Raw genomic sequence first — 18,161 nt, forward strand, 5'->3', positions numbered from 1 at the left:
GGTGTGTCCGACGTTGGCAAATTATTGTAGACTTGTCGTTAACACCTTTGGAGCGATAAATGGCGGACAATACTGAAAACTTACCTCGCAGTGCCGATGATCAACTTGCAATCATCCGCGACCTGCGCGATCCACCCACCAAACTAACTCAGATCCTTGGGCAGCTAGGCCCCGGTTTGATCATGGCAGCGGCGATCGTCGGCAGCGGCGAATTGATCGCAACGACTCGCACAGGCGCAGAAGCGGGCATCTCGCTGCTGTGGCTGATTATCATCGGCTGCGTGATTAAAGTGTTCGTCCAAATCGAAATTGGTCGGGCAACCATCATCACGGGCAAGCAAACGTTGTCTGCCCTCGATACGATACCTGGCCCACGCATCGGAAAACGTGGAAACTGGTTGGTTTGGTATTGGTTCATCATGTGGTTCTGCAGCATCTCGCAACTGGGCGGGATCGTCGGTGGTTGTGGCCAAGCGCTCGCGACGGTCGCTCCGCTGACCGAGCGCGGACGCGAGTTTGTCGCTCAAAGTACGATGGAAATCGAAAAGCAATTGGCGTCGGTTGTGCCTGCGGTGGCCGAAGCGATCGAAGCCGAAGGTAACGCAACGGAAATTGCACCCTCGCCTGCAGTGCAAGAGAAATCCAAAGAACGACCGATCGATTCCAAATTGTGGTGCATTCCCATTGCCATCGGTACTTCGATCTTGCTGATTGTGGGCCGCTACAGTGCAATCCAATCGATCTCGACCGTCTTGGTAGTGGTCTTTACTGCCGTTACCTTATGGAATGTGATCGCAGTCCAGCAACTGCCCGACTGGCAAATCACGACCGCGCAGTTCATCGAAGGGTTATCGTTTGGGCTGCCGGATGATGCGGGCAGCAAAGCGATCGTGATTGCGCTTTCGACCATCGGTATCATTGGCGTGGGAGCAGCCGAGCTGATTCAATATCCTTATTGGTGTTTGGAAAAAGGGTACGCGCGATGGACCGGTCGTAACGACGGTTCGCCAGAGTGGGTCACGCGAGCGCGAGGCTGGCTGCGAGTGATGAAGTTTGATGCGTGGGCTTCCATGGTTATCTATACATTCGCGACAATCGCATTTTACATTCTGGGTGCCGCTATTTTGCATCGAAGCGGACTGATGCCGGAAAGCGACCGGATGTTGCAGACGTTGATGTCGATGTACACGCCGGTGTTTGGCACTTGGGCGACTCCAATCTTCGTCATCGGTGGCTTGGTCGTGCTGTATTCGACTTTCTTCGTGGCCAACGCCAGCCACGCTCGCACGTTTACCGACGGCATGTGCGTGCTGAGCGTGATCGAGAATTCAGGACGCAACCGTACACGCTGGGTCAAGATCTTAAGTGGCTTTTTTCCGATTCTGTGTTTGATCATTTATTGGCTCGTGCCTGAGCCCGCTTTCCTTGTGGCCATTAGCGGAGCAGCGCAGACGTTGATGCTGCCCATGTTGGGTTTTGCTGCGTTGGTCTTTCGCTACCGCGATACGCCAGCGGCCCTGCGGCCCACGATGTGGTGGGATGTTTGTTTGTGGGCCAGTATTGCGGTCATGTTTATTATTGCCGGCTGGCAACTGTACAGCCACGGCAGCCAACTGCTGAAGCTGTTCGGTATGTAACGCAACATGATCTATTTGGACAATCACGCAACGACACGGATGGACCCTCGAGTGCTCGAAGCCATGTTGCCGTATTTGCAAGACAGCTTTGCAAACGCGGGCAGCGTGACGCATGAGTTCGGGCGACAAGTTGCTCAAGACGTTGCCGTCGCCATCGATCAGATCGCCAAATCGATGGGCTGCGCAAGCGATGAAGCGATTATCACCAGCGGCGCGACCGAATCGCTGAATCTCGCGATCTTCGGCGTCTGCCAACATCCGCGGATGAAGCGTCGTAAAATTATCGCCGTGCAGACCGAGCATCGCGCGGTGCTAGATCCGCTCAGCCGACTGGAAGCATCAGGATTCGAAGTCGGCTGGCTGCCCGTGCAAGCTCAAGGGCACGAGCAAGCGGGCGTCGTGGATTTGGATATCGCGAAGGAGATGATCGATGACCAGACGGCGTTGGTGTGTATCATGTTGGTCAACAATGAGATCGGTGTGATACAACCGATCGAAGAATTGAGCGAACTTTGCAACCGGCGTGGCGCGATTTTACTGTGTGATGCAACGGCAGCAGTTGGGCGAATGGAGCTGGACGTGAAACGTTTGGGCGTCGACTTGCTCGCCTACTCCGCTCATAAGTTTTACGGGCCCAAAGGCATTGGCGGCTTGTACCTCAACAGCAACAACCGCGGTTTGCGACTGCGAGCTCAAATCCTGGGTGGTGGTCAACAGCAGGGGCTTCGTTCGGGGACACAGAATGTTCCTGCATTGATCGGCATGAGTGAAGCTTTAGCGATCGGCGATGACCAGCGAGCGAGCGATCGGCTGCGTATTGCGAGCCTGCAACAGTTGTTTTGGGGCACATTGCAGCGCGAACTAGGCGATCGCGTTCGGCTGAATGGGCCTGCCATTGGAGTGCATCGAGCGATTGAGAATTTGAATGTCCAGTGGCTGGGCGTGGAAGGTCAAGCGTTGATGTTGGCCGCTCCAGAGGTTTGCATTAGTTCTGGCAGCGCGTGCAGTGCGGCCGAGCAAACGGTCAGCCATGTATTGACGGGAATTGGGTTGTCGGTGGATGAAGCTCGATGTTCCACGCGGATCGGGTTGGGAAGATTTACGACGGAAACTGAGGTGCGTGCAGCGGCAGAGACCTTAGTTCTTGCGTACAATGAGCTTCTGCGGCTTGGGTAGGCAGCATTTCTTGGAGAACCCGATGATGGGAATCATCTTTATCAATATCTTTGCTTTCCTGTACTGGCGAGTCCATGCAACCAAGGCGAAAGGCTGGACTTGCTTTTGGACAGGGCTGGTTTGCTTTTTGTTGAGCGTCATAGGTAATTCGTTATTCCTTCTCGTTTGCGCGGTTGCATTTTGGACTGTGGGGGTCGCCGCGAGGTATATGCAGGAGAGTTCACGCCGCAGGCTTGCTGCAGCAGTGGTTCTGGTTGGACTTTGTGGGTTCTTGATTCCAGTTGGCATTCGCATGAAGAACACAATAGCAGCGAGAAATGCCAATCAGCCAATTTCGCTTCGCGAAAGACTTCCTACCAAAGACCATATCTTGACTTCCAAATCTAGTATGCGCTATTTCGATGTGGTTTCAAACCGTGGAGTTCGCAAGCGCCGCAATGCGCTGGCAGAAATTCATAGCTCAATTGTTTTTCAGTTTATTACTGCCCCTGAGTTTGGAATTGGCAGGATGTATGAAAACCCGCTCTCGGCAATTGCAGTAGAGCCCAGTCCAATCCATATTCTTGATTGCGAGAATCATGAACAATCAAATTGGCCTGAAAATCCTAGCGTTGTTTTGGGCGTAGAATATCAAGGTGTGGATTTTGAAGGCGGAAACGAAGTTTTTGCTTCTTGGTTTGTGAACGACAGTTCGCTTGCCAAAGATGTCGATTTTGTAGTCGGGTATCGAGCTCACGGGATGTTGGAGTATTCATCCGAGCCCTGGGGATTTCCCGAAGTGCAGCGATCTGCTGCAATGACTGGCATTAGACTTCCTCGTTGGACCAATATGACCAAAGCCAAGATGGAAGAATGGGGAGCAGTGAGTTTGCAGCAAGTCCAGTTAGTCAGCTTGTTACTACACGATGAACCGAAAGTGTACGTACTGGATACGTTACCAACGATGGAACGGATCCATGAAGCGAGAACTCGGGAGTTGGATGCGTTCGAACGGCGAGGGCTTGAATTTGTACAATCCAGTGTTCCCGTCTATTCTGAAAAGTATAGGTCCACCATTCGATCTTTTGGCGCGATGCTTAATGCAGCCGAATGCCAAAAGTGTCACGAGGGACCTGGCAACCAATTGTTAGGTGCATTTTCATACATATATTCAATAGAGCCATGAGCGAGGTATCGCCCGATCTATTTTTCATCACTTTTGCGTACCACCGCAAAGGCGAGCCGTTGGAGTTCGAGGGCAAGGTCGACGTCAAGCACAGTGGCGTCGGAAGAGTGACGGCGAATGCTGGTGGGGGCGAAATTAAGGATACCTTGGATGCCCAGTTCACTAATTTGAGCGGCAATGGTGCCAGCTTGCGCCGCCGGGACCGCGACGATGGCAAGTTGTATATCGCGTGCTTTGCGAATAAAGCTTTCCATCTGGTCGATTGCTTGGATCTTTTGACCGGCGACCGTTTTGCCAACTTTTTTTGGATCACTATCAAAGACGGCGGCCAGTTCGAAGCCTTGTTCGTTGAAGCCCTTGTATCCCGCGAGAGCTTGGCCAAGGTTTCCCATACCGATCAAGATAACTTTCCATTTGCGGTCGGTCCCCAAGACGCTGCGAATTGCACGCATCAATTCTTTGACCGTATAGCCTACGCCGCGGCGGCCAAGCAGCCCGACATGCGACAAATCGCGACGGACTTGCGAATCGCTTAATCCCAGCCGATCGGCTAGCACGCTAGAGCGGATGCTGATGACGCCGCCGCGGGAAAGCTGTTGCAGTTCGCGAAGGTACAGGACCAACCGAGTAACCGTCGCTTTGGGTACAGGCGTTGGCTCTGTTGGGGAACTTCGACTCATGCAGCATCCTGTACGATCAAGTAGGGCTTAACGTCTTGACTACCGTTAGTATAGCTTTCTTCTATCCTTAGTGTGCACTGCGACAGGGCTCACTGTAGTACGACAATGTCGGACAGTGTGGTCAAACCAATGATCATGCGCGCACAAAAATTTAATAGGAAAGTGGTAGACCGTATAACCCGCAAAGTCGTTGCAGGTTTATCCTCCAAAGTTCGCTAAGTGAACTATTCTTTCCTACCCGCCCATTTTCCTTATGCCATGTTAATTAACCAGACGATGAATCTGGTGCTTTGAGAACTCGTTTCCCAGCACACCTATTTTAACACGATGCCGCTCCCGTTGCCTCGGCTTGAGGTTGCTCCGCCATCCGAGGCAGACGCACGGAAGTTTAAGGCCCTTTGAAAATTGAATCAGGACAGTCGTGACAGGAATAGGGCGTTAAGTAGGAGCTTAACGCTGGGTCAACCGTAGCCATTGAAGTCGCTTTGTACAACCTGAGTCAAAGCATGTCCCAAGTTTTGTCTTGTTTCTTCCAGCGATGTAATCCCTTAGGAGATCGGTGATGAGAAAAATTCTCGCCCTTCCGGTGCTGGCGGCTATCCTTAGCGCCTGGACTGGTACTGCTGCTGAAGCTGCTTATAGCGGCGCAGTCAGCTATGATAATTGTGGTTGTGGTGTTGTAGATTCCTGCGGCCCACAAACCTACACGGTTATGAAAACCGTTCGCAAGACCGTTTACGAACAAGAAACCGTAAACGCAACGCGTATGGAAAACCAAGTGGTCTATGAAGACCAAACCGTAACACGAAATCGCATTGAGCGTGAAACGCAATATCGCGATGTGTCCTACACAGTACAAGTTCCTGTGTACGAGACCAAAACCGGCGTTCGTACTTACACAGTACAAAAGCCTGTATACGAAACACACACCAAGCAAGTTACGTACACGGTCCAGAAGCCTGTATACGAAACACACAGCAAGGTTGTTAACTACACTGTGATGAAGCCTGTGTATGAGACCCATGAAAAGGTCATCAACTACACCGTCAAAGTCCCTGTGCAAGAAACACGCACCAAGACGGTGAACTACACCGTCATGAAGCCTGTTCAAGAAACACACAGCAAGGTTGTTAACTACACGGTCATGAACCGCGTTGTTGAAAACCATGAAAAGACCATCAACTACACCGTGATGGTTCCTGTGACTGAAACCAAAGAACGAACGGTAACATACAACGTTACCAAGCCTGTGAACTACACCAAGACCGTTACGGTCAACGGTGGTCACTGGGATACTGTAACTGAAGAAGTTGCTGGCCCAGTAGTTCGCAAAGTCGTTCGTGAGCCAGGTTCTTGGGTTTTCGATCCAAGCACTTGCAAGTGCGTGTACTGCCCAGGCGAATGCCGAGTAGAGTGCGTACAATGCCCACCGAAGACAGTTTGCAAGAAGGTTTGGGTTCCAACGTGCGAAACCAAGGAAATCAACTGCGTTCGTTATGAAACCGAATGCCAAACCAAGGTTGTTCCTTACACTGTTACCAAGTGCGTTCCAGAATGCCGCAGCAAGGTTGTAACATACCAAACCTGCAAGATGGTTCCAGAATGCCGCAGCAAGACTGTGAACTACACGACCTGCAAGATGGTTCCAGAGTGCCATAGCAAAGAAGTCAGCTACACCGTTTGCAGCTATGTTTGCGAGCCACGTAGCAAGACCTGCACCTACACCACCTGCAAGATGGTTCCAGAGTGCCGTAGCAAGACTGTAAACTACACGACCTGCAAGATGGTTTGCGAGCAACGCGTTAAAGACGTTTGCTACACCACCTGCCGTATGGTTTGCGAGCAACGTCAGCAAGAGTACAGCTACAAGGTCTGCACGATGACAACTGAGTGCCGTACCAAGCAAGTTCCTTACTGCGTTACCAAGTGCGTACCTTACACCTGCACGGTGAAGGTTGCCAAGTGCGTCAAGGTTTGCGTTCCTTACACCTACACCCGATGCGTGCCAAAGGTTGTTTGCGAAGAAGTGCCTGTAACGGTCACTTGCGGAGCAGCAGCAGCATGCGATCCATGTGCAGGTAACGGGATCGGCAGCAACGGCGGCTTGTTCAACGGTCGCTTGAAGCGAGCTGTCAAAGGCTTGCTAAGCTGCGGTTGCAAGAGCGGTTGTGCAGCACCGGCTGCAAGCTGCGGATGCGATGCAGCTCCAAGCTGCGGTTGCTAATTAAAACCAAACAGTAGAATCGAATCTGTAACAGTGGGGCATTTGTAGAGCACCACTGTCACGAGCCAACCGATTCGAAAGACGGGATACAGTACGCAAGACAAAAACGCCAAGTAACTTGGGTGTCAAGAATGACTCCAGTTACTTGGCTTTTTGCTTTAATAAGGGCGTCTTCTGAACACAGGCAACCTGACTCACGCTCGGGCAACCCGCAAATTCTTGAGCAGTAGTGACCTAGCCCATCCATGCGGTTTGCCGCGGATATCTCTTGTGGCATCTTGACGCTCCAGTTAAGGTTGGTGAACATTTAGATGGTGGGCGCACCCTGCCGCCGTCTCGTTCTCATCGAAGGTTATGCAACGCAAATCCTCATCCGCTGCAATTTTTAATTTTCGCGCTGCCCAGTGTTGCAAGCCTGCGCTCCCGCTATTGATTATTGTCTGGTTGATTGTCCAGTTCGGCGGCAGTTCTGTTTACGCTGGTTGCGCCCGAGAACGTGATCCAATCAATAGAGTTGACACGCCCGCTCTTACTGGCTTTCGGCATGAGCAGTTAGTACTGATGCCAAAATGCCGATGGATCTACGAGGATGGTCGGCTCCTGATCTCGTACGATTTTGGCAAGACGGAATGTAAAGGGCCAAGTTGCAAACAGCATCGCCAGCGCATACCTGCGGAGTCATCTACCGGTACGTTATCCAAAGGCAACTCCCATGATTGGGCGGATTGCCGTGCGAGTATCTGCTATCGCGACCGCGTGCAACAAACTCCATGGTCAGAACATGACGACCATGTTGAGTCGATGGTGATTTCTCCTCTTGAGCGTCCACCAATTCTGCAATAGCTGTCTGAAGCCAAATGCTGCGCGTTGATTTTTGTGGTCTCGTTGTTAGTCGAAAGAAGCTCGAGAGTTGCAACAGCGTTGACGCTTGAGAGATGACGCGTTCTTGCCTGTCTTCGTGGGAATCTCGTCCCACCACGACGGAGTTGACCCGACGCGCATCTTTGAAATGGATGCCTGCAACCTGGTTTCAAAAAGCGCTCAGAATTGCTGCATGTGGCACCACGCTCTTGCACCTTCTTTCCCCATCGCGCCTTATGTGGTGGCCGCGAGTGATCGCAGCGCCAACCACTGTTCGCGGTTCAAACACCATCCAATACTACAAATCAGTCAACATGAAAAAAAATCTATATTACAGCCGACTCGGAATCTTTTTAAGAGCAGCGATCGTGACCAGCCTGTTAATTCTGGCGTTGATGTTCGCATACTTTCTGGGGGTAAATGCTGGCACCGCTGCAACCAGCGAAGCGAGGATTTTCGAAAAGTATGCAAATCAAACTCGGACCGATCCCAAAGATGAACCGAAACGCTCAGCAGATGATCAGCTTGGGTTAGACTTGAATGACCACAGGCTCGTTAACGTCAAAAACGCGTACCCTCGGCAACCGGTGGATTCTAGCGGCTTCAGTACCGGGCTGCCAAAGAACGGTTGGAGTACAAATGCAACACTTCCGGAAATAAAACAACTTTGGATCAACAGTTCTCGTCAACTAGAGCAAAATCTAGACAGGTTTCTGCTAAAGTCTGATGCTTCCAACATAGAAAGAATAAATGCACTTGGAACGAAAGCCAGCTTGCTTCTGGCTGCTGGAAAAGCAGATGAAGCTTACAGCGTATTACAAAACTTGCGAAATGTCGTGGTTGCAAGCGGACCTGTTTGTATGCAGAATATCCTGAGCACAACCGTTTACTTCCAAGGGGTTGCTGCACTGCGTTTGGGGGAAAACGAAAATTGCGTCAACTGCATTGGCGAGTTTGGTTGTATCTTGCCGCTACGAGCGGAAGCTGTTCACAAACGACAGCGCGGATCACGCCTAGCGATTATGCATTTCACTGAATACTTGGAGGCTTTCCCCGATGATTTACAAGTGAAGTGGCTGCTGAATCTTGCTCACATGACAATTGGAGAATTCCCGGAAAAAGTCGCCCCACAGTATGTTCTCAACCTGAATGCATACGACAAAGCAGTGGACTTTCCAAGATTCATAAATATCGCAGATAAAGTCGGCGTGGATCGATTCGATCAAGCTGGAGGTTCAATCATGGACGATTTCGATGGTGATGGATTATTGGATCTAGTGGAGACCACTTGGGATATCAAGGAGGGTATGACAATTTATAAAAATCTGGGCAATGGAAAATTCGAGGAATGTACGGAGCAGATTCTAAAGCAAGAACAGCTTGGTGGATTGCAGTGCATGCAGACAGACTACAACAATGACGGCAAGTTGGATATCTTCATTGTTCGAGGCGCCTGGATACCTGATCCAGTTAGGCCAACCCTTCTTCGCAACGATGGAAATATGAAGTTTACGGACGTGACTGCAGAAGTCGGACTCCTAACGCCAATAAATTCTAATTCGGCGCAGTGGGCTGACTATGACAATGATGGCTGGCTGGACTTATTTATCTGTTGTGAACGGCAGAACCACAGGTTGTATAAAAACGACGCAGGGCGAGCATTCGTGGAGGTCGCGGAAAAGAGTGGTTTGACGCAGAAAGATCAAGGATTCGCAAAAGGCTGCGTCTGGATCGATTATGATCGCGACCGCTTTCCGGATTTATTCATTAACTACTTGGATCGAGCGCCACAACTCTTTCATAATAATCAAGATGGCACGTTTGCCGACGTCACGCAGGACATGGGAATTGACGGACCCGATTGCGGTTTCACGTGCTGGGCCTGGGACTTCAACAATGATGGTTGGCAAGATATTTTCGCGACATCCTATGAGCGGACTGTTGAAGATATTGTCAGCGGACTTATTGGTGTACCACACACACTTGGGTCTAATCGCTTGTTCTTGAACGAAAATGGAAAGCGATTCAAAGATGTTACCAAAGAGGTGGGCTTGGACCTAGTATTTTCCACGATGGGAGCAAACTTTGCTGACTTCAATAACGACGGCTGGCTAGACTTTTATCTAGGCACAGGCGAACCCAGCTTCACCACGCTGGTTCCAAATCGTATGTTCAAGAACGATGCCGGAAAATTCTTTACTGAGGTTACAAGTTCGGCCGGCGTTGGGCATTTGCAAAAGGGGCATGCCGTAACCTGTGGTGACTGGGATCAGGATGGACACAACGACATTTTCATACAGATGGGTGGCGCGGTGGATGGCGATAAATTTCGAAACATCCTATTTTCTAATCCGGGCAATGCGAACAAATCGATCACTGTCCAGCTTGTAGGGACAACGTCAAATCGAGCAGCAATTGGAGCTGAAATCAAGATTGTGACAGAGCAGTCACCACCTTTAACTATCTACCGGCAAGTGCAGACTGGCAGTAGTTTTGGCGCGAACTCACTACGCCAAACAATTGGGATTGGCAGTGCAGACAAGCTTGCGAGCCTCGAAGTTTATTGGCCGTGCAGCGACTCACGCCAAGAGTTTTTTGACCTCAGCAGCGGGCAGCTATTGACAATCACGGAAGGGAGCTCGTCGTTGCAAAGCAGCCAATTATCTAGAATCAACCGCGAGGACTAAATTGCGGTTGCTAGTTAAAACCAAACAGTAGAATCGAATCGTGGGACATTTGTAGAGCACCACTGTCACGAGCCAACCGATTCGAAAGACGGGATACAGTACGCAAGACAAAAACGCCAAGTAACTTGGGTGTCAAGAATGACTCCAGTTACTTGGATTTTTGCATTTTATGAGCAGATGTCATGCGAATTTCAAGGTGCTTCGTTTATCCCATCAGCCAGCCGTACGCGAAGGTAGTCGGTCGCTCTACCCACCCAACTTCGCCAACGCAATTGGATATGGCTCGAGTGTCTTGCGCACCGCGAAGAACGCGTACGCCTAGCGGCTGTCGGTTAAACGAAGTCGGCCCTCGATGGGCTTTACGGAGTCGCGCCAAAAAGTAAAGCTACCTCCGTGCCACAAGCGGATTGAACGCAACTCTGGTACACTATCGTTGGCAACACTGTCGTTAGACGCAAACCTGCGAACATTTGCATCGGGACATCGAATCAATATGGACAATCCGAAAGTAAGAGCAATTGGACTTGGGGCACTCTGTCTGCTATCGCTGAGCGTGTTCGTCGGAGGCTGTCGGGAGTCCGAAGAACTACTTGCGATATCAACTGCGAAGCTAGATTCCGCAAAATCGCGAGTGAGCAAGGAAACTTTTAGACGCAGGGAACTCAAGGATGTTGTCGACCTTTCAAAATTCGACGCGATGAAAGGCAAGCTTGAGATTGAATCGCTGTGGCCAGAGTTGAAGGATGACACCATTGATCCACCGCAATACGATCCCAATAGACCTATCACAACGTACATCAATCGCTTTCTCTACGAACCATGGCTGATTGAACTAATTTCGATCCCCGACGATCGCATACCGTCACGTCTCGCAATCGATTTGTCACCCGATGGCAGAACCCTTTATACGATCAGCAGTGATAATCAAATTGTTGTCATCGACGTGGATTCCGCTGAAGTCGTCAAGAGTTTCGGTGCACCGTTTCTGACGAGCAACGCTATCCTTGTCGACGTCAGCGGTGATTATGTCTTTGTCGCGAATGAATCGAATATTGCCAAGATCCATCTGGAAAGCGAAAGTGTTGAGAAGGTGCTTACTGGCCTGACTAAACGCTTTTACGATATTGCCCGAGCAAGGAACAACAATGCGATTGCCGGGTTGACCAGCGATGACCGTCAAGTCGCGATCGATTCAAGCTTCGAGACAATCGAGTATTTGAAGGATTGTCCCACCACGAGCAAACACATCGCCATACATCCCGACGGAAATTACATTATCGGTGCAACAAAAGAGTCGATCTATCGATGGCACTTAGACCAGCAACCCAGCCGGGTAGAAATATTACCGTCGCACAATTTCAAGTACTTCGATATCCCAGTTACAAGTGACCATTATGCCGACCGATGGCTGTCTGCTTTTTCCGTGCATGAATATGTTGGCGACAAACACTCTGATGGTGTCAATAACCAGGGTGTTGGTTTCCCTTTTATCATCAATCCTTTACCGATGCACGCTGTCAGCTTCGGAACAGACTGCGAAACTTGGCTGACGATCGCGGGACGGATTGCCAATGAAGACAAAAGTTGGCGTCATGTGCTGTGCAATGTCCAGTGGAACAACGATGGCGAACCACAACAATCCGCGCTTGTGGATATCGACGCGAAATCGATCCGAAACCTTTGGGCTTCGCGAGCGGGTGAGCGGGTCGCACTGCTAACGGATTCCGGACTGCATTTGTATCGACGTGATCCCCATGATGATCCCTCTGGCAAACATACGGTAAGATGCATCGCTCAACTCGTTTATGAGGAAGACTCCCTCGATGAAATTATCGAAGCGGCAAATTTTCTTCGAAGTCGAAATTGGCCCAACCGATTGCTGTTGGGCGAGGAAGTCTACAGCCAGATTATTATGCGTATTGCTCGATCTTGGGCATATTGTGAGACACACTCGGACGAACCAAAATATGCGAAAACGCTTGCTAGATTGGAAACATGGAAGGATTCAGATCACGAAATACCGGTCCTAGCGTCCGCACAGCGACATTACCATATAGGAGTTGATGCGAGAGGCGACGACTGGGCAAGTGAAGTACCTGAGGGCGGATTCGAAGTGCTCTATGCACGCGTAGAAAAAGCTTGGACGGAACTGGAACCAGTCCTTGCGATGGAGAAGCCGCCGCTGTCCGCATTTGAACTCGCACTTGCGTTGGCAACCTACGACGACACTTCGCTGACGGAATGCATGGAAATCGTACGCAGAGGGATGTTACTTTATCCAGAAGCGATTAAGTTGCACGGCTATATGGACGATCTGCTTCTGCCGCGTTGGGGCGGTGGTCCCGGATTTGTGAATGAGTACGTTTCCATGATTTGTGAATTGTATCCAGAGCGTTTTCGCGACCAAATCTATGCGATTTTGCTTACCGATACGCTCCGGGTTTATCGATGGCAGACGATTGAAAGCAAGGATGAAACCAACGCTGATTTAGCACGGATCTTGAGGGGCGGAGCAGAATTGATGGCGGAATCTCGCTTGGACCCGTTTCAGGTGGAAACGCTGGCCGAAGTTGCTTGTTTAGTAGGCAATACGAAGGCCAGCGATCAATACATTACCTATCACATCAACAATTTTGCCATGCCTACGCGTCTGTCGAACATCCCACCGAATGCAGACACCCAATTGAGGCTTAAGTTCTATGCGATCAAGGCAGCCATTGAAGCCGAATCCAAATGACTTCATCTTTTTACATTTTGAGTTGAAGCTGTCACGGAATCCCAGGCGTGATGGTCAACGACTTTTCGTCGAACTGTATTGACATCGCTGCATCGTCAGTCCTTCGCAGTTCATGGCCCGCGAATTGGAACGATTCGACCGACCGTTGCCCTAGCAAGTGATCGCCTGCATTCTCCTGAGCGGCAACCTTTTCAGGCAGAGCATAAATGATGCTATCAGGATCAAAATAAGACTTCGCATAGATTCCTCGCACGCACAAGCAGATTCTGCAGACCTATGCGGATCAACGCTACTCACCCGACATGAGCCTGTCTCGGCCAGTTGCAGAATGATCAAACGCGCTCGCCAAGCGAACATAAATGCGAATTCGCAAAACACATACTAGTTTTCAATTTTCGCGGGAAGATCGAGAAACTTGATAGCTTCTTCCTCTAAAGCAATCACTTTCTCCCAGCCACTGAAATCGACATCATCGTCAATAACTTTCCAGCGATAATCCACGGTGCGCTGCGTCTCCAACGCAACAGTTTCGCCATTGTCGCTCTGCGGAGACGGTATGACTCCAGACATGTTGTCTTTCAGCAAGTAATGAAATCCATTCTTTTCGCCATACTCCATTTCTCGATTCATCTTGAGCTGAAAGCTACTACCAATCTTCGCGGAAGTCACACTCTTGACAGGAACCATCCTTAACTCGTCAAACCACATCTGTGCTAGCGATTCGGGACGATCAAACAGTGCAGTTTCTTTACGCGAATATACGAGGACGTTTCCAAGCCGCCTGGTAAGCTTGAAATCGTCAAATTGATAAGCATAAACGCCAACCTGATCGAGTAATGGCGAGTTGTTGTTAAAGAACAACGTTACAAAACCAGCGGCGTTGACATAAGGGATTGAATACTGAGCGTGCGCTTCTTGAAAGCTCATATTCTTCGAGATTAATGGCCGACCAACAGTCTTTTGGTAAAGCTTGCCCTCTTGATAGCATATTGACACAATCTGGGTCGAAACCTTTTCTTCATGTTCCCCAAGCTGATCAAGCTCGGTTCGTACTACGTACATAAACTTCTCACCCTGGTAATCCATTACCAGACGCGTATCTACTATTACTCGCTGAGGTTGTACTGTGCCAGGCACTTCCGGAACTTCAAGTGTGTCGCTATGGCTGCAAACATCAAGTCTTTGAATGGCTTCGGCCGCAGCAAAATACGATCTCATCAGACTCGCTGCCGTGGGTTCGACTCCAGACGATTCCTGGCAGCATGCACACAACATTAAGCCTACAGTAGTGTTACTTAGCAATCGCGAAATCATTAATTACAGCCCTCTGGTAATTTATCACGGATCGATTGGAACTTCACGAGGACCACAAGCGACATTGCCATAAGGCATTTCCCCGCGCCGATGATCCTCACAACCTCCGCCCATAGGCGACATGCATTGCTTTAACATGCCATAGCTCATCGAATACGAGTACGAATCGAAAACGCATGCGCAAGTCGTTGCACATGTTACGTTTGGGAATGTACCGGTTAAACCTTGTTCATTCACGGATGGCTCCCTCGCTTTGAAATAGTTGTTCCCCTCATAAATGGTAGTTGCGGGTGGGCAATTCCAGAGATTGTTGGGGCAGTCCAATACGGCGTCGCGGAACTACAACTGACAGATGTTGGCCCAATGTCTTCAAGCACGAGCGTACAATTGTACTGAGTATCAGTATTCAAGACAAAGCAATCGGCAGCTCCACAAATTTCTGCCGAAAAAACTAAAACCAAAACAATCGACAATATAGATTGCATGATATACCCCTCTCCAATTCTCACAGAAAACTAAAACTTTAACTCTACCTTCTCTTCAAAAATCTCGTCACCTATCAATACCCTTACCACGCCAAAAACACTCTCAGATAATTCAAGGACTGGCTTTCTGTCTCGTTGCTCCACCAAGTAGACCAAGCGATATAAATTGTTGGAGACTTTGCTGTATTCGATCTTAATCAAGTAGTCAGAGTTGGTGGAATCGAAATATACAAGCATATTCGCCAAGCTCTGCTCTCGAAATTTAGAATAGTCAAGGCGCAGAAACCCTCGTCCTCTCCACCGTCTACCATCTCCGTTCTCTTCACCCAAAAGCACGCGACCGGGCGATAGTTCGACCGCCTCGACATTAATTATTGTCAAAGTCCGCTCCGCTCTTATCTGCACCTCTTCGTCTGGTCCCTGCACGCCTAACTTCAGCCTACCTGTAATCACGGTCGGAGGAATATCCGAATAAGGGGAACTTCCAACTAGATTCCATCCACTATCATCCTGTTGCAATTTCCAGTCAATAAACGCTAGCGAATCGTCCGTGATCACTTCGATGGCGTTACTTTGGACTGGCATGCTGAATGAAATTGGAATGCGAAAGGATGCTGTTTCTGCATCCGCCATTTTGCTGCCGCTTGCAACTCGAAACATGGCAGAGAAAGGCTTGAAGTTTAACGCATTACTTACTCTCGCAACCAAAACGATCGTAACAGATTGCACAGATCCATCGACATCGAACTTTATGTCGTACGTTCTGCGAGGATTAGCATCCAGCCCGACGTCTATCGAAAAATCGATCGCAACCTCGCCCAGTGGCGGAATAGACTGTTCCGCAGGCGCGTTCAGTTCAGTACAACTACAGGTCGGTGAAATTCTGACAATCCGCAAGTCAGCACCGGTCCGGTTCACTAACAGAAGCTTGTAATGACTTCGCTTCCCCGCAGACTGTTCTCCTACTTCAACCCTGGCATAGGGCTGTTGACCATTTACTGCTGGCGTTACAGCCACGCGGACAGATTCTCGGAGGGGTTCACTGGCAGAACCAATAGAGGCTGATATTGGCCACGAAAATATGAATACCAGTAGCCCGAGAATGCGACCCGATGCACATGGGCGAATAGTGCTCGCTACTGAGAAAACGTGACCGACCGCCGACGCCGAAAGCCGTAAACAGCATTGAACAACAACCCTGCTGCATGTAGATAAAACTTGCATTTCGTCGCCTCAAAGAAATGTCGGTAGCATTCCTGAAAAGGGATCGGTTCAGTTTGTTTCAAAACTAAGGCTACGCGTTCACCTGGCAACTGTCAAGTATTTGTACCTTCTCGCACGCCTGTTGCTGCCGGCTCCCGCGGAGGAACAATCGGGGGGCAGTTGCCGGTGGCAGGTCCGTCGCAGCTTTTGAATTCGCAGTCAGTTGTTCGTGCCGCGAGCGGATGCGACTGGCGACGATTCAAATGCTCGGTATCATAGGGCACTTGGTTTGGTCGCAAAGATTAACTGCCAGTGCCCGTTGCTTGATTTTATCCACATCAGAAAGTTCCAACTATGGCTCGAAGCGGCGCTATTAAATTCAAAGGCAACCCCATGACGTTGGTCGGCAACGAATTGACGATCGGCGCAGTCGCTCCCGACTTCAAGGTTCACTATTTTAAAGACGGCATGCAGGCGATAACCTTGGCCGATCTTCGCGGAAAACCGTCGCTGATCAGCGTTGTCCCTTCGCTGGACACCGGCGTTTGCCAAACACAAACCAAAACGCTCAACGGCCAGCTCAGCGATATGGGCGACAAGATCAACGCGGTCACCATTTCGCGAGACCTGCCGTTTGCCATGAATCGTTTCTGCGGCGCTGAAAGCATCACGAATTTGAAGGTCGGTTCCGACTATCAATCGGGTAAGTTCGGTGACGACTGGGGCCTGACGATTGACGAACTGAAGCTATTGGCTCGAGCACTCTATGTCTTGGACGCTGAAGGCAAAGTGGTCTATGCTGAGATCGTCCCTGAAGTGACCCAAGAGCCGAATTATGCGGCTGCCATCGATGCCTTGAAGACGCTGGTGTAACCTCGCAGGCCGGAATCTCCTCGCAGGCCGGAATCTCCTCGCAGGCCGGAATCTCCTCGTAGGCCGGAATAAGCCCTCGTAGGCCGGAACAAGCAACGCGCAGTTCCGGGAGCACGCCAGTCAGCGAACCCCGTAGGCCGGAACAAGCCCCGCGCGGTTCCGGCATAACACCCTGGCAAACTCATGGGGGGTGACCGCGATCTAACTTCAAAACTTACTCAACCATGAGTCAAGCTCATGGCGGGCCTTCTCAGAACGATTGTCCCAAGCGTTTCAAATTCTCCGACTCGTTCGCCCAATCTCCAGCAGCATTTTCGCTTGCGCAACTGCGGCAGTCAAAGCGGTTTCGACTCTCAATATAAGCGGACCTAAATCCAAAGGCCGCCAGCCACACTCAATCGCCCGCGCGACTTCGGCGTCGCTAAATCCGCCCTCGGGACCTATTGCAAGATAGACTGGCAAACCCGCTCGTACGTCGTCCGAAGCCGTAGCACAATGGTTATCATCAAGCCGACTCCCAACAAGCGATGCGAACGAAATCGCGTCCGATACTCCGGGATGGCATATCAACCGCAACGCAGGCTCGCTTCGGTGTGATGGGCTATCAGCACCAAACCAATCGACGCATCGCGTCGGCTCTGCAATCGCCATCAATCGATTCCGACCGCTTTGCTTGCAGGATTCGACGACCGTCCGCCGAGCTCTTTCGACGGCATTATCAGTAGCCACAGCGACACCAAACTCGCAATCCAATGGCACGATGGAATCGACGCCCATTTCAGTGGCGCGTTCAATCACGCTACGTTGCCGATCGCCGCGCGGGAGTCCAACACCCAGGATCAGCATCGGCCGGCATTCTGACGACTCGCGATGAAACGCTCTAACCTCTACGCTCACCCGGTTGCGGGCGATGCTAGCGATGACCGCATTGGCATAGTTTCCTAAGCCATCGAACAGCTCACATGGATCGCCGACGCGCAGCCGCATGACTTTGGTTGCATGGACCGCTTCGTCGGCAGGCAGCTCCACACAGCCATGCTGCGGGAGCGTAGGGCAATAGATTCTCATGTCGAAAGGGTTTTTTAATGTCCCTTTTCAGATAGGCTTTAGTGAAGAGAA

Annotated in this window: 13 protein-coding genes; 8 read left to right on the forward strand and 5 right to left on the reverse strand. The window is 50.5% G+C overall.

Features of this window, described 5'->3' with window-relative positions; all coding sequences use genetic code 11:
- Positions 1-59: 59 nt before the first annotated feature.
- From SH302x_RS17280 to SH302x_RS17290, 3 genes are read left to right on the forward strand one after another with little or no spacing between them, the layout of a single operon-like run.
- Positions 60-1,637 carry an Nramp family divalent metal transporter gene (locus SH302x_RS17280; protein ID WP_479363661.1) on the forward strand — a complete coding sequence of 526 codons (1,578 nt, stop codon included), beginning with the start codon at positions 60-62 and terminating at the stop codon, positions 1,635-1,637.
- Positions 1,638-1,643: 6 nt separating this feature from the next.
- Entirely contained in the window at positions 1,644-2,813 is a 1,170-nt protein-coding gene (locus SH302x_RS17285) for a cysteine desulfurase family protein (RefSeq protein WP_479363663.1), read from the forward strand.
- 22 nt (positions 2,814-2,835) lie between these two features.
- Entirely contained in the window at positions 2,836-3,978 is a 1,143-nt protein-coding gene (locus tag SH302x_RS17290; RefSeq protein WP_479363664.1) for a hypothetical protein, read from the forward strand.
- Between the two features lie 17 nt (positions 3,979-3,995).
- On the opposite strand, the gene SH302x_RS17295 is transcribed toward SH302x_RS17290, so the two are convergent.
- Positions 3,996-4,658 (reverse strand): redox-sensing transcriptional repressor Rex, encoded by a 663-nt coding sequence (locus SH302x_RS17295; protein WP_479363666.1) that lies wholly within the window; start codon positions 4,656-4,658, stop codon positions 3,996-3,998.
- 562 nt (positions 4,659-5,220) lie between these two features.
- On the opposite strand from SH302x_RS17295, the gene SH302x_RS17300 reads away from it, so the two are divergent.
- From SH302x_RS17300 to SH302x_RS17315, 4 genes are all read left to right on the forward strand, one after another.
- On the forward strand, positions 5,221-6,882 hold the full coding sequence (locus SH302x_RS17300) for a hypothetical protein (RefSeq protein WP_479363667.1): 1,662 nt from the start codon (positions 5,221-5,223) through the stop codon (positions 6,880-6,882).
- Between the two features lie 354 nt (positions 6,883-7,236).
- On the forward strand, positions 7,237-7,725 hold the full coding sequence (locus SH302x_RS17305; RefSeq protein ID WP_479363669.1) for a hypothetical protein: 489 nt from the start codon (positions 7,237-7,239) through the stop codon (positions 7,723-7,725).
- Between the two features lie 332 nt (positions 7,726-8,057).
- The gene (locus SH302x_RS17310) at positions 8,058-10,430 is read left to right on the forward strand and encodes a CRTAC1 family protein (RefSeq protein WP_479363671.1); all 2,373 of its coding nucleotides are present in this window, start codon (positions 8,058-8,060) and stop codon (positions 10,428-10,430) included.
- A gap of 697 nt (positions 10,431-11,127) precedes the next feature.
- Positions 11,128-13,167: a WD40 repeat domain-containing protein gene (locus SH302x_RS17315; RefSeq protein WP_479363672.1), complete on the forward strand. Its 2,040-nt coding sequence runs from the start codon at positions 11,128-11,130 to the stop codon at positions 13,165-13,167.
- 31 nt (positions 13,168-13,198) lie between these two features.
- On the opposite strand, the gene SH302x_RS17320 is transcribed toward SH302x_RS17315, so the two are convergent.
- The 3 genes from SH302x_RS17320 to SH302x_RS17330 form a co-directional block, all read right to left on the reverse strand.
- Entirely contained in the window at positions 13,199-13,420 is a 222-nt protein-coding gene (locus SH302x_RS17320; RefSeq protein ID WP_479363673.1) for a hypothetical protein, read from the reverse strand.
- A 128-nt stretch (positions 13,421-13,548) separates the two neighbouring features.
- Complete coding sequence (locus tag SH302x_RS17325) at positions 13,549-14,385, reverse strand: hypothetical protein (RefSeq protein ID WP_479363674.1); 837 nt, start codon at positions 14,383-14,385, stop codon at positions 13,549-13,551.
- 611 nt (positions 14,386-14,996) lie between these two features.
- Positions 14,997-15,983: a hypothetical protein gene (locus tag SH302x_RS17330; protein ID WP_479363676.1), complete on the reverse strand. Its 987-nt coding sequence runs from the start codon at positions 15,981-15,983 to the stop codon at positions 14,997-14,999.
- 540 nt (positions 15,984-16,523) lie between these two features.
- Here SH302x_RS17330 and tpx point away from each other — a divergent pair.
- Entirely contained in the window at positions 16,524-17,042 is a 519-nt protein-coding gene (gene tpx / locus SH302x_RS17335; RefSeq protein ID WP_479363678.1) for a thiol peroxidase, read from the forward strand.
- Positions 17,043-17,315: 273 nt separating this feature from the next.
- On the opposite strand, the gene SH302x_RS17340 is transcribed toward tpx, so the two are convergent.
- On the reverse strand, positions 17,316-18,110 hold the full coding sequence (locus tag SH302x_RS17340; protein WP_479363680.1) for an RsmE family RNA methyltransferase: 795 nt from the start codon (positions 18,108-18,110) through the stop codon (positions 17,316-17,318).
- Positions 18,111-18,161 lie beyond the last annotated feature (51 nt).

This window comes from Njordella calcicola (assembly GCF_056494125.1).